Annotated in this window: 7 protein-coding genes; all 7 read left to right on the top strand. The window is 64.3% G+C overall.

Annotated elements, in window-relative coordinates; genetic code table 11:
- Positions 1-26: 26 nt before the first annotated feature.
- The 7 genes from CAURI_RS12400 to CAURI_RS12370 all read left to right on the top strand — a co-directional run bounded on the left by CAURI_RS12400 (position 27) and on the right by CAURI_RS12370 (position 13,321).
- Positions 27-1,058 (top strand): alpha/beta hydrolase, encoded by a 1,032-nt coding sequence (locus CAURI_RS12400; RefSeq protein WP_012715344.1) that lies wholly within the window; start codon positions 27-29, stop codon positions 1,056-1,058.
- Positions 1,059-1,279: 221 nt separating this feature from the next.
- Entirely contained in the window at positions 1,280-3,274 is a 1,995-nt protein-coding gene (locus tag CAURI_RS12395; RefSeq protein WP_010188562.1) for an alpha/beta hydrolase-fold protein, read from the top strand.
- 8 nt (positions 3,275-3,282) lie between these two features.
- On the top strand, positions 3,283-3,801 hold the full coding sequence (locus CAURI_RS12390) for a hypothetical protein (RefSeq protein WP_010188564.1): 519 nt from the start codon (positions 3,283-3,285) through the stop codon (positions 3,799-3,801).
- A gap of 54 nt (positions 3,802-3,855) precedes the next feature.
- Positions 3,856-4,788 (top strand): cutinase family protein, encoded by a 933-nt coding sequence (locus CAURI_RS12385; RefSeq protein WP_010188566.1) that lies wholly within the window; start codon positions 3,856-3,858, stop codon positions 4,786-4,788.
- A 138-nt stretch (positions 4,789-4,926) separates the two neighbouring features.
- Positions 4,927-6,786: a FadD32-like long-chain-fatty-acid--AMP ligase gene (locus tag CAURI_RS12380; RefSeq protein ID WP_010188572.1), complete on the top strand. Its 1,860-nt coding sequence runs from the start codon at positions 4,927-4,929 to the stop codon at positions 6,784-6,786.
- A 209-nt stretch (positions 6,787-6,995) separates the two neighbouring features.
- Entirely contained in the window at positions 6,996-11,777 is a 4,782-nt protein-coding gene (locus CAURI_RS12375) for a type I polyketide synthase (RefSeq protein ID WP_010188574.1), read from the top strand.
- Positions 11,774-13,321 carry an acyl-CoA carboxylase subunit beta gene (locus CAURI_RS12370; RefSeq protein ID WP_010188576.1) on the top strand — a complete coding sequence of 516 codons (1,548 nt, stop codon included), beginning with the start codon at positions 11,774-11,776 and terminating at the stop codon, positions 13,319-13,321. Before CAURI_RS12375 ends, CAURI_RS12370 begins: the two co-directional genes overlap by 4 nt.
- Positions 13,322-13,516: the final 195 nt, after the last annotated feature.

The raw sequence follows: 13,516 nt of genomic DNA, 5'->3' as shown, positions 1-13,516 counted from the left end.
TGGCAGTAAAAACGTTAAGGAGAAACATGAGTTCACTAAGCTCTGGCCTGCGGACTCGGGTCCTCTCAGTGGTGGCAGCCATCGCTGTGGCTTTGGGCCTGGTAGTGACCGCGGGTACGCAAGAGGCATCCGCCGCCAACCGTGACTGGCTGCGTGGCGACGCCACCGGTGCCTGCGAGTGGGACCGCGTTGGCTACTGGGTACAGCGCTGTGACGTCTGGTCCCAGGCAATGGGCCGTAACATCCCAGTTCAGATCCAGCCGGCGAAGAACGGCGGCAATGCAGGCCTGTACCTGCTTGATGGCCTGCGTGCTACCGAATCCACCAATGCGTGGATCAATGATGTCAACGCCGCGCGCACCTATGTGGACCACAACATCACCCTGGTGATGCCGGTGGGTGGCGCTGGTTCCTTCTATGCGGACTGGAACGGTCCGGCTACCTACGACCTGGTCAAGCCGGTCAACTACCAGTGGGAGACCTTCCTGACGCAGGAGCTGCCGGCCTACCTTGAGGGCAACTTCGGCGTGGCCCGCAACAATAACTCCATTGCTGGCCTGTCCATGGGCGCTACCGCTGCTATCACCCTCGCGGGCAAGCACCCGGAGCAGTTCCGTCAGGCGCTGTCCTACTCCGGCTACCTCACCACGACCTTGCCGGGTGCCCAGACGTTTATGCGCCTGGCGCTTCTCGACGCCGGCGGCTTCAACATCAACGCCATGTACGGCTCCATCATTAACCCGAAGCGCTTCAGCAATGATCCGTTCAACCTGATCCCGGATCTGGCTGCGAACGGAACGGACGTCTATGTCTCCGCCGCCTCCGGTATTCCGGGTCCGGTGGACCAGCAGCGTTACCGTCCGGAGCATATCGCGGCCGGCGTGGCGCTGGAGGGCTTTGCCAACGCCACCACCCGCCTGTGGGAGCTGAAGGCCCGTGCTATGGGTGTGCGCCTGCAGACGGACTACCCGGGCCAAGGCCTTCACAACTGGGAGCAGTTCGGTTACCAACTCGAACGCTCCAAGCCGCAGGTGCTTAACGTTATGAACGCCTGGTAAGCACCTACTGCCTAGCCGCCGTGCCGCTGTGCACGGCGGCTTTTTCATTGGTTTGCTGGGCGTGTCCCCCTAGCGAAAGTCTCAAGTTAAACTTAAACTTGAGAACACATTAGACCGCTCACCACGCGTGCGGCGGCGAGTTCCGCAGGAGGGGAACCTGCGGAGCCCGCTCGCGGCATCGCGTGCCCTCATCTCGATTTACCCCTACCAAGGACTCTTCAATGCCGAACACTGCGTCAACCCAGCCCCGCCGGTCCGCCAAGGATTCCGGCCTGCGTTCCCCGTCTGCAGCCCGCAAGGGCCTGACCATCGCCGCACTGCCCACCGCTGTGGCAGTGGGCTTTGCGCTGCTGCCTATTGCAAACGCGCAGTCGTCCAGCTCCTCGACTGAGGGTATTACTGATCTCCTGGGCAGCTCCAACCTCTCCGATTCTTTTGCCCCGTCTAACCCGCCGCAGCGTACCCCGGTGGAGACGGAGTACCCGAAGATCGAGGGTTTGCCGGAGGGCGTATCCGTCTCCCGCGTTGAGTACCTGACCAACCGCCACCTCAAGGTCTACATCAAGTCTGCCGCCATGCCGGACAAGGAGCAGGTCGTACAGATCCAACTCGCGCGTGACTGGTACTCCAGCCCGGACAAGAAGTTCCCAGAGGTCTGGGCGCTCGACGGCTTGCGCGCCCGCGATGACGAGTCCGGCTGGACCATTGAGACCAATATTCTGTCTCAGTACGCCGACCGCAACGTCAACCTCATCATGCCGGTGGGCGGCGAGTCTTCCTTCTACTCCGATTGGCAGAAGGAAGACAATGGCACGCACTACATGTGGGAGACATTCCTGATGCGGGAGCTCATCCCGGTTCTGGAGAAGGGCTACCGCTCCAACGGCAATCGCGCCGTCACCGGTATCTCCATGGGCGGTACCGCCGCCATGAACCTGGCTGAGCGCAATCCCTGGGCCTTCAAGTACGTCGGCTCCTTCTCGGGCTACCTCGATACCACCACCACCGGCATGCCGGAGGCGATTACCGCCGCCCAGGCCGATGCCGGCGGATTCACCTCCACCAACATGTGGGGTGACCTCTACTCCCAGGATTGGATCGACCACGATCCGAAGTTGGGCATCGAGAACCTCAAGGACATGAAGGTCTATGTCTCCGCCGGTAACGGCAAGGATGACTACGGCCAGATCGGCTCTGTAGCTAAGGGGCAGGCCAACCTGGCAGGCGTGGGCCTAGAAGCCATCTCCCGCATGTCCACCCAGACCTTTGTGGACTACGCCAAGCGCGCCGGCGTCGAGCCGGTGGTCAAGTTCCGCCCGACTGGCGTCCACAGCTGGGAATACTGGCAGTTCGAGATGACCGAGGCCTGGCCCTACATCGCTGACTCCCTCGGCCTAGACAAGAGCGACCGCGGCGCTGACTGCACGCCGATCGGTGCCATTGCGGAGGCCACGAAGTCCGGCATCATCGGTAACTGCGTGAACAACGAATATGACGTTGCCGATCGCGGCAAGGCCCAGGACTTCCAGGCCGGTACCGCCTACTGGTCCCCGGAGACCGGTGCCCACGCCGTCATTGGCCGCATCGGTGCCCGCTACTCCGAGCTTGGTGGACCGACCTCCTGGCTGGGCTTCCCGAAGACCGGCGAGGAGAAGACCCCAGACGGCCGCGGCCGCTACGTGCACTTCGAGCACGGCTCCATCTACTGGACCCCGGAGACCGGCGCTTGGCCCATCTCGAAGGACCTCTTCGATGCCTGGGGCAAGAACGGCTTCGAGGGCGGCGACCTCAAGTACCCGGTGTCCGAGCCGCGCAAGGTTGGCGAGGGCGAGGTCCAGGACTTCGAGAACGGCGTGCTGACCCGCAACCCGGATGGCTCCACCCACATCGTGCACGGTGCTATCGGCGCGAAGTACAAGGAACTGAAGGCTGCCGAGTCCGAGCTGGGCTACCCGGTGGGCGAGGAGAAGGCCGTCAACGGCGGCTTCTTCCAGGAATTCGAACACGGCAACATCTACTGGTCCATGGATTCCGGCGCGCACTACATCCTCAAAGGCAAGATCTTTGACGAGTGGGGCAAGCACGGCTGGGAGCAGGGCGAGTTTGGCTGGCCCACCAAGGACTACGCTTCCATTCCGGCAGGCGGACTGACCCAGTCCTTCCAGCACGGCGTCATCCGTGAGGTCATGGGCCAGGTCCAAGCGGATAAGAAGTAGGGACTGCCATGCGTCTTTTCTCTGCCCGTCCCACCGTAGCAGCTGGTGCGGCGGTGCTGCTTGCGGCCGGTACCTTGCTGAGCGCTTGCGGTTCCGCCACCGTCGACGAGGGCGATGCCACCGAAACCTCCGTGGCGCCGCTGGAGCGCTCCTCGGCGGCGAGTGATGAGTCGTCGGCAAGCAAGGCGTCCGAAAGCTCTGCATCCGCCTCAGGCTCCGCATCGGCCGAGCGAACGCCAGGCGAGGAGCCGGAAGATCGTGGTGCGCGCGAGATCTCCGAAATCCCATCCCCCGCGCCCGCGCAAGGCCCGGACCAAGACTTCCTGGACGCAGTGGCTGAGAAAGGCGTGAACGTCGACGGCGTAGAGGACCAACTGGTGGGCGCTGCACAGGCGTCCTGCCAGGGCGATGCCGTCACCGTGCCAGCTGTGGCCGGGCAACTCATTGAGCAGGGCCGCACGGAACTCAGCCACGAGGACGTCGTCCAGCTCATCACCGAGCAGGGCAACAAGCTCTGCGCTCAGTAATGTGGCAGGAATTTTCCAGCCAATCCCGCGCCTTGTCAAGGTAGAAATTTCTTCATGCGTAAAACACTCACCGTCCTTGCTGTCGTTGTTCTCCTGGCCGTGATTGGCGGGGGAGCGGTCCACTTCCTCAATACCAATGAGGAAGGAGAGCAAGGGAACTTGGCGGAGCCCGGCCCCTCCCAGGAGGAGGGCGACACGAGCCCCGAGCAGCCAGACTGGTGCCCGCGCGTGGAATTCATCTCCGCGCCGGGAACGTGGGAATCCGCTGCGGATGATGATCCGATCAACCCCGGGGCGAACCCGAACTCCTTCATGCTGTCGATCACGAATCCCTTGAAGGAGGCCTACGTCCCCGAAGACGTCAAGGTGTGGACGCTGCCCTATACCGCGCAGTTTAAGAACATCAACGCGCAGCACGAGATGAGCTACGACGATTCCCGCAACGAGGGAACCTCACGCCTAGAGGGCGAGCTGACCTACATGCACGACACCTGTCCGAATACGAAATTCATCCTGAGCGGGTTTTCGCAGGGAGCGGTCATCGCGGGTGATGTGGCGGACCGGATTAGCGGCGGCAACGGGCCCGTGCCCGCGGAGAGCGTGGCGGGTGTCGCACTCATTGCGGATGGGCGCCGCCAGGACGGCGTAGGTATTAACCCGGGCGCGCACGTCGGCGGCGTGGGCGCGGAGATTGCCCTGCAGCCCGTCTCCACGTTGATTCAGGGCATCGTCCCGGGCGCCACCATGCGCGGCGAGCGCGCCAACGGCTTCGGAGAGCTGGCGGACCGCACCTTCCAAATCTGTGCGCCAAATGATTCCATTTGTGATGCCCCGCTGGACGTCAGCAATGGTCTGGAGCGTGCGCGGGATCTCATCGACGCCAACGGCGTTCATGCACTGTATGCCTACAATCCGGACGTTATCGAAGGAACCACGGCCAACCAGTGGGTCACGCAGTGGGCTAAGGACACCATCGACGCGCACTAGCGCTTGGCGACGGCCCCCGCACGCCACCTCACCGCGCGCCATGTAACGCTCGGCACATCTCTTCTGATATTTTCAATGTCAAAAGTACGTGAAGTAGGGGTGCGTGCCCCTCTCTACCCTACGAAGGAGCTTTCCCACATGGACCTGAAAGCCTTGATCGGCCAGTTCTTCGACGAGAAGGGCAACATTGCCCTGCCGCCTCACCTCACGTTGGCGGGGCTCGCCGAACACGTCTATGCCTCGGAGCAGCAGGCGGGAATCCCGGATCGCCCGGTCATGCGCCAGTGGGTCTATACCGATAACCCAGAGGGCACCCCGCGCGATATCACCCGCTCCCAGGTCAATACCCGCATCAAGGCGGTGGCAGCACGCCTGCAGCAGGTGGGCAAGATGGGGGACCGCGTGGCCATCCTGGCGGGCAACTCTCCCGAGTACATCTTCGGCTTCTTGGGCGCGATGTACGCGGGCATGACGCCGCTTCCGCTCTACGATCCGAACGAGCCCGGCCACACCGATCACCTGCGGGCAGTCTTCGGCGATGCCAACCCGTCGATCGTTCTGACCAACAACATTTCAGCTGCGGCGAACCGCGCTTATTTCGCGGACCGCCCAGCGTCTGAGCGCCCGCGCATCATCTCGATTGACTCTCTGCCGGACTCCCTGGCGCAGAGCTGGGTGAACCCGCTGGAGACGGAAGAGGGCAAGGCGGCCTTGGCTGCGCTGCAGACCGCGCCGATCGATCACCCGGCCTTCCTGCAGTACACCTCCGGCTCCACCCGCACCCCGGCGGGCGTGCTGCTGACCAACCGCAACATCATGACCAACGTGCTGCAGATCTTCACCGCGGTGCAGATCAAGATGCCGGCGCGCGTGGTGTCCTGGCTGCCGATGCACCACGACATGGGCATCATCCTGGCAACCTTCGTGACCATCCTGGGCTTCAACCTGGAGATCATGACGCCGCGTGACTTCGTGCAGCAGCCCAAGCGGTGGATTGACCAGCTCAAGCGCCAGCCTATCGATGAGCAGCTGCAGGGAACCTACGCTGTGGTTCCCAACTTCGCTCTCGAGCTCGCCGCGCGCTACGGCGCGCCGGCAGAAGGTGAGACGCTGGACTTCAGCAACGTCGATGGCATCGTGATTGGCTCGGAGCCGGTCACGGAGTCCGCAGTGAATTCCTTCTGGGAGGTCTTCGGTAAGGAAGAATACGGCCTGCGCCGCGATACCCTTCGCCCCTCCTATGGCATGGCGGAGGCTTCGCTGATTGTGACTACCCCGCAGACCCCGGAGCGCCCGATTATCTCCCACTTCGACCGCGAGCGCTTGGCCGCGGGCGAGGCCGTCATCGTGGAGAAGTCCGCGGACTCCGTGGCTTATGCTTCCTGTGGTCAGGGCGTGGTGGCGCAGCACCTGACCATCGTGGATCCGGAGACCAAGGCAGAGCTGCCGGATGGTCGCGTGGGCGAAATCTGGCTCCACGGTGATAACCGCGCGGCCGGTTACCTGGACCGCGCGGAGGAAACCGCCTCGACCTTCCACAACACGCTGGGCGAGCGCCTGGCGGAGGGCTCCCGCGTGCCGAACGCGCCGGAGGATAACAACTGGTTGGCCACGGGTGACCTGGCAGCAATCGTGGATAACCAGCTCTACATCACCGGACGCCTCAAGGACCTCATCGTGGTGGCTGGCCGTAACCACTACCCGCAGGACATCGAAGGCACCGTGCAGGAGGCCTCGGGCCACGTGCGCGCGGATTCCATCGCGGCCTTCTCCGTGGAGGGTGGCAGCACCGAGGAGCTCGTTCTGCTCATTGAGCGCGCCGACGGTGCCAACCCAGCGGATGACGCCGCCGCGTCCGAGGCAATCCGCTCCGCGGTCTCCGCGCACCACGGCGTGACGCCGGCCGCCATCCAGTGGTTCAACGCTAATGAGATTAAGCGCACCTCCTCGGGCAAGATTGCCCGCCGCGTGGCGAAGAAGAGCTACCTCGCCTCCTAAAGTTCGCGCCTTTCAACCCCCCGTTTCCGCGCTACTGCGGGGCGGGGGTTGCTGCTGCCTGTGGGTATGTCGGTTATGAAACCCAAGTTAACAAAGTGGGATAATCGTCCGATAACCCCTATAGACGCATCGATGTGCGCGCTTTTGTGCTGCGCAAAATCGACCGCACATTTAGTTAGTTTTAGTCCGCGTAAGAAAGCTAGAGATTTATGACCGTTGAAGAGCTTCGTGGCTGGCTGCGCACTTGGGTTGCGCAGACCACCGGCCTGTCGGCAGAGGAAATCACGGACACCAAGCCGCTGGAGAATTTCGGGCTGTCCTCGCGTGACGCAGTGGTCCTTTCCGGCGAGTTAGAGAACCTCCTCGGCATTAAGCTTGAACCCACCGTGGCCTATGAGTATCCCACCATTGCGCAGCTGGCAGAGCGCCTTGTCAACGGCGCATCCGGCGCCCCGGCAGAAAGCGCGCCGCGTGGGGCTTCGCCGCGTTCTGCTTCCCTCGCGGGCGGGGACATCGCCGTCATCGGCTACGCCGGCCGTTTCCCGGGAGCCAAGAACGTCGACGAGTTCTGGACCATGCTCGTCGAGGGCCGCGCTGGTACCGGCCCGTTGCCCGTCGGACGCTGGTCGGAGTACTCCTCCGACCCAATTACCAGCGAGAAGATGGAGCAGCAAAACACCGACGGCGGCTACATCGAGGACATCGCCTCCTTCGACGCCGAGTTCTTTGGCCTCTCCCCGCTGGAGGCGGCCAATATGGACCCGCAGCAGCGCATTCTTCTAGAGGTGGCATGGGAGGCCCTCGAGGATGCCGGCGTGCCTGCCAACCAGCTGCGCGGCACCGCCACCGGTGTCTACATGGGCTCCACCAACAATGACTACGGCATGCTCATTACCGCCGACCCGGCTGAGATGCATCCCTATGCCATGACGGGTACGTCTTCGGCGATCGTGGCCAACCGCCTGTCCTACGCTTTTGACCTGCGCGGGCCATCGCTCAACGTGGACACCGCGTGCTCTGCCTCCCTCGTGGCGGTCAACCAGGCGGTCAAGGACCTGCGTGTGGGTGCGGCTGATACGGCACTTGCCGGCGGCGTGAACATCTTGGCCTCGCCGCACGCCTCCATTGGCTTCAGTGAGCTGGGTGTCACCTCGCCCACCAGCGCCATCCACGCCTTCTCCGATGATGCTGATGGCATCGTCCGCGCGGATGCCGCGGGCGTGCTCGTGCTCAAGCGCCTCGAGGACGCCGAGCGCGATGGCGACACCATCCACGCCGTCATCAAGGGCACCGCGGTCAACTCCGACGGCCACTCCAACGGCCTGACCGCCCCCAACCCGGAGGCGCAGGTCGACGTCCTCGAGCGCGCCTATGCCGACGCCGGCATCCGCCCGCAGGACGTGGACTACGTCGAGGCCCACGGCACCGGCACCATCCTCGGTGACCCCATCGAGGCCACCGCGCTCGGCCGCGTGTTGGGCCCGGGCCGCCAGGCCGCGAACCCGACCCTGCTGGGTTCTGCCAAGACCAACATCGGCCACTCCGAGTCCGCCGCCGGCGTGGTGGGCCTCATCAAGGTCATCGAAGGAATGCGCCACGGCGTCATCCCGCCGAATATCAACTACGCGGGCCCCAACCGCTATATCGATTTCGACGCCGAGCACCTCGAAGTGGTCGAGGACCCGCGCGAGTGGCCCGAGTACTCCGGCCAGAAGGTCGCGGGTGTCTCCGGCTTCGGCTTCGGCGGCACCAATGCGCACGTTGTTCTAACGGACTACCGCGGGCTGACCCACCAGGACGCTCCGCAGGTCGCCATCGGCGAAGACCAACCAGTAGCCCTGCCGGTTTCCGGCCTGCTACCCTCCCGTCGTGCTGCAGCGGCTTCTGACTTGGCGGACTATATCGAGGCAGAGAACCCGAACCTGCTTTCCCTGGCCCGCACCCTTGCGCGCCGCAACCATGGGCGCTCGCGGGCGGTAGTGGTGGCGTCGTCAAGCGAGGAAGCTGTTAAGCGCCTGCGCCAGGTCTCCGAGGGAACCGTCTCCGTGGGCATCGCCGCGGCGGATTCCCCGTCGGTGCACGGACCAGTCTTCATGTACTCCGGTTTCGGCTCCCAGCACCGCAAGATGGCCAAGGACATGATTGAGGTCTCGCCGCTGTTCAAGGAGCGCTTGGAGGAGCTCGACGTCATCGTCCAGCGCGAATCCGGATGGTCCATTCTGGAGCTGGTGCACGACGACGCCCAGACCTATAACACCGAAACCGCGCAGGTGGCCATCACCGCCATCCAGATCGCGCTGACGGATCTGCTCGACACCTTCGGCGTGCGCCCGGCCGGCGTTATCGGCATGTCCATGGGTGAGATCGGCGCGGCCTATGCAGCGGGCGGCATCACGGCGGCCGACGCCATGCTCATCGCCTGCCACCGCGCGCGCCTCATGGGCGAGGGCGAGGCCTCGCTTCCGGAGGACCAGCAGGGCGCCATGGCCGTCGTCGAGCTCTCCGCCGAGGAGATTGACGCCCTGCCGGGTTCCATCGAACCCGCCGTGTACACCGGCCCCGGCATGACTACCGTGGGTGGCCCGCGCGAGGAGGTCCTCGCGCTGGTGGAGCGCCTCGAAGGCGAGGGCAAGTTCGCCCGTGCACTCAACGTCAAGGGCGCGGGCCACACCTCCGCCGTTGATCCGCTCTTGGGTGAGCTTTACGCGGAAATCGCTGGTATCGAGACCCGCCCGCTGCACACGACGCTCTTCTCCTCCGTGGACCGCGGCAAGGTCTACCGCCCCGGTACGGTGCTGCACGATGAGGACTACTGGATCCGCATGACCCGCAAGCCCGTCTACTTGCAGGAGGCAGCGGAAGCGGCGTTCGCGGCCGGCCACATGCAGATCGTTGAGATTTCCCCGAACCCGATTGCGCTCATGGGCCTGATGTCCACCGCCTTTGCCGCGGGCAAGGCGGATGCGCAGCTGCTCTACAGCCTGAAGCGCAAGGTGGACCCCACCGAGTCGCTGCTGGACCTGCTGGGCAAGCTCTACGTCGCGGGAACTCCGGTGGATTACACCAAGGTCTTTGGCTCCGGCGAGTTTGTCGACGCCCCCCATACCCACTTCCGCCGCCAACGTTTCTGGACCAATGCTCGCCCTTCTTCTGGTGTGTCCGGTCTGCCGGGTGCGCGCGTGAGCCTGCCGGAAGGCGCGGTGGCCTTCTCCACGAACGCCGACCAGGCGCCGAGCGCGCTGGCCATCCTGGAGGCAGCCGCCGAGGCCGTCACCCCGGGCGCGCACATCGCGGCGAGCGAGGAGCACCTGGATCTGCCCGCGAAGGGCGAGGTCACCACGATCGTTCGCCGCACGCTGGGCGGACTGTCGGTGGCGGTGCACTACGTGGATGGAGCGACTACCAAGCTCGTTGCGGAAGGTTTTGCCTCGACCCTCAACCTTGCAGAACCCACCCCGACGGCCAAGCCGAGCCTGCCTCAGGCCGTGACCGCGCCGCAGTTTGCTGACCCCGACGTGGGCGTCGACGCCGTGCGTTGGGACCCGGCGACGGAGAGCGTGGAGGAGCGCTTGGCACTCATCGTGTCGGAGTCCATGGGCTACGACGTCTCCGATCTCCCGCGCGAGCTGCCGCTCATTGACCTGGGCCTGGATTCGCTCATGGGCATGCGCATCAAGAACCGCGTGGAGAATGACTTCCAGATTCCGCCGCTGCAGGTGCAGGCGCTTCGCGACGCCTCCCTCGCCGACGTCATCACCATGGTTGAAGAGGCCGTGTCCGAGCAGCCCGGTTCTGCCGCACAGGCACCGGCCGATGCAGCCGCCGACGCACCTTCCGCGCCCGCCGACTCGTCCGCGGTGAGCGCGAAGGACGCTGCGGAATCAGCCGAGGAAGCGACCGTGGGCGTCGGCGTCGCCCCGCGCGATGCCTCGGAGCGCATGGTCTTCGGCACCTGGGCCACCTTCACAGGTAAGGCCGCGGCCGGCGTGACGTCCGCGCTGCCACAGGTCAGCGAAGAGGTAGCTGAGAAGATTGCCGAGCGCCTCACCGAGCGCGCCGGCATCGAGGTCACCGTGCAGCAGGTCCACGAGGCCGAAGCGCTGGAGAACTTGGCCGACCTCGTCCGCGAGGGACTGGAAACCGAGGTTGAGGGCAATATCCGTGTCCTGCGCGAGGCCGATGGCCCCGCCGTCTTCATGTTCCACCCGGCCGGCGGCACCACCGTGGTCTACCAGCCGCTGACCCGTCGTTTGCCGGCGGATGTCGCGGTCTATGGCGTGGAGCGCCTCGAGGGCAGCCTGGAGGATCGCGCCGCCGCCTACATCGAGGACATCCTGCACTACGCGCGCGGCCGCAAGGTCGTGCTCGGCGGCTGGTCCTTCGGCGGCGCGCTGGCCTATGAGGTGGCCTACCAGCTCCAGGAGCGCGCAGCCCGCGGCGAGGATACTGCTGAGGTTGCCTTCATCGCTCTGCTGGATACCACCCAGCCGGCCCACCCGGCCCCGAAGACGCTGGAGGAGACCAAGGCCCGCTGGGGCCGCTACGCAGCCTTTGCCAAGAAGACCTACGGCCTCGACTTCGAGCCGCCCTACGAGATGCTGGAGACCGTGGGTGAAGATGCGCTCATGGCCATGCTCGCGGAATTCCTCAGCTCCACCGACGCTTCCGAACACGGCCTGTCCGCCGGTGTGCTGGAGCACCAGCGCGCATCCTTCGTGGACAACCAGATTCTGGGCTCGCTGGATATGGGACGGTGGGCGTCGGTAAGCGTGCCCGTCATCCTCTTCCGCTCCGAGCGCATGCATGATGGCGCCATCGAGCTCGAGCCGGCCTATGCCGAAGTTAACCCGGACGGCGGTTGGGGCGTTATCGTGAAGGATCTGGAGATTGTGCAGCTGCCGGGCGACCACCTGGCGGTTCCCGACGAGCCCGCAATCGGTATCGTGGGCAAGCACATGGATGAATGGATCGAGGAGAAGATTCGGAAGTGACTAGTACCGCTGACAAGCTAGCGGACCTACGCGAGCGCCTCGAGCGTGCCCAGGATCCCGGCAGTGAACGCTCCCGGGCACGCCGCGATGAGGCCGGCCGCTCGACTCCGCGCCAACGCATCGCCGCGCTTCTCGACGAAGGCTCTTTCGTCGAAACCGGCGCCCTGGGCAAGACCCCCGGTGACCCGGATGCGATTTACTCCGACGGCGTGGTCACCGGCCACGGCCGCATCAACGGCCGCCCGGTGTGCATTTACGCGCATGATAAGACGGTCTACGGCGGTTCCGTGGGCGTGACCTTTGGCAAGAAGGTCACCGACATCATGGATTTGGCCATCAAGATTGGCTGCCCGGTCATCGGCATCCAGGATTCCGGCGGTGCGCGTATTCAGGACGCGGTGACGTCGCTGGCCATGTACTCGGAGATTGCCCGCCGCCAGCTGCCGCTTAGTGGTCGCAGCCCGCAGATTTCCATCATGATGGGCAAGTCCGCCGGTGGCGCGGTGTATGCGCCGGTGACCACGGACTTCATCATCGCCGTCGATGGTGAGGCGGAGATGTACGTGACGGGCCCGAACGTGATCAAGGAGGTCACGGGCGAGGAGATTTCTTCCCACGACTTGGGTTCCGCCCGCCAGCAGGAGCTCAACGGCAACGTGTCCGTCGTGGTGCCCTCGGAGGATGAGGCCTTTGACCTGGTTCGTGATTTGCTGGATCACCTGCCGCTGACCTGCTTCGACGAGTCCCCGGTCTTCGACGCACCTTCTGATGACGAGGTGGCTGAAGACACTGAGCTGGATTCCTTCATGCCGGATGACACGAACGCCGGCTACGACATGATGGACCTGCTCACGCAGCTTGGCGACGACGACGATCTCATCGAAATCCAAGAAAACTACGCCCCCAACGTCATCACCGCCTTTGGCCGTATTGATGGCAAGGCCGTGGGTTTTGTGGCCAATAACCCGATGCACTCGGCGGGCTGCATCGATGCGGATGCCGCCGATAAGGGCGCGCGCTTTATCCGTATTTGCGATGCCTACAACATCCCGCTGGTCTTCGTGGTGGATACGCCGGGTTACCTGCCGGGCGTGGACCAGGAGAAGGCGGGCTTGATTCACCGCGGCGCGAAGTTCGCGTTTGCGGTGGTGGAGGCTACCGTGCCGAAGGTTTCGCTGATTGTGCGCAAGGCCTATGGCGGCGCGTATGCCGTGATGGGTTCGAAGAACTTGACCGGTGATATCAACTTGGCGTGGCCGACGGCTCAGATTGCAGTGATGGGCTCGGCCGCCGCGGTGGTCATGATTGCGGGCAAGCAGCTCGAGGCCGCCGAGACCCCGGAGCAGCGCGCGATGACGAAGAAGATGTTCATGGACTTCTACGACGAGACCATGACCGCGCCTTATGTCGCCGCGGAGCGCGGCTACCTCGATGGCATGATTAAGCCCTCCGAGTCGCGCTTGGCCCTGCGCCGCGCGCTGCGCCAGCTGGCCGATAAGCAGGAGAAGGACCTGCCCAAGAAGCACACCATCTCCCCGCTCTAGCGTTCTGAAGCTGACAGGGGTTCACTGCCTCGTGTTAGCTGCTCCGGGGTGCATGCTCACCGGGCGACCTAAACCTCCGCTGCGTGCCCTGGCACGGGGCGTAACATGCGGGCCCGTTCTATCCGATAAGCCTAAAGACTAGGAATTCAATCAAAGGAGAAACCCAATGCTCTCTAGCGTTCTTGACCTCAGCGG

Source organism: Corynebacterium aurimucosum ATCC 700975, from assembly GCF_000022905.1.
GTDB classification, from domain to species: domain Bacteria; phylum Actinomycetota; class Actinomycetes; order Mycobacteriales; family Mycobacteriaceae; genus Corynebacterium; species Corynebacterium aurimucosum_F.
This window is presented reverse-complemented; position numbering and strand designations above follow the sequence as displayed.

Excerpts from the sequence above, each read along its gene's own strand:
- CAURI_RS12390 (WP_010188564.1), top strand. The coding sequence starts at position 3,283 with ATGCGTCTTTTCTCTGCCCGTCCCACCGTAGCAGCTGGTGCGGCGGTG.
- CAURI_RS12400 (WP_012715344.1), top strand. The coding sequence starts at position 27 with ATGAGTTCACTAAGCTCTGGCCTGCGGACTCGGGTCCTCTCAGTGGTG.
- CAURI_RS12380 (WP_010188572.1), top strand. The coding sequence starts at position 4,927 with ATGGACCTGAAAGCCTTGATCGGCCAGTTCTTCGACGAGAAGGGCAAC.
- CAURI_RS12375 (WP_010188574.1), top strand. The coding sequence starts at position 6,996 with ATGACCGTTGAAGAGCTTCGTGGCTGGCTGCGCACTTGGGTTGCGCAG.
- CAURI_RS12395 (WP_010188562.1), top strand. The coding sequence starts at position 1,280 with ATGCCGAACACTGCGTCAACCCAGCCCCGCCGGTCCGCCAAGGATTCC.
- CAURI_RS12385 (WP_010188566.1), top strand. The coding sequence starts at position 3,856 with ATGCGTAAAACACTCACCGTCCTTGCTGTCGTTGTTCTCCTGGCCGTG.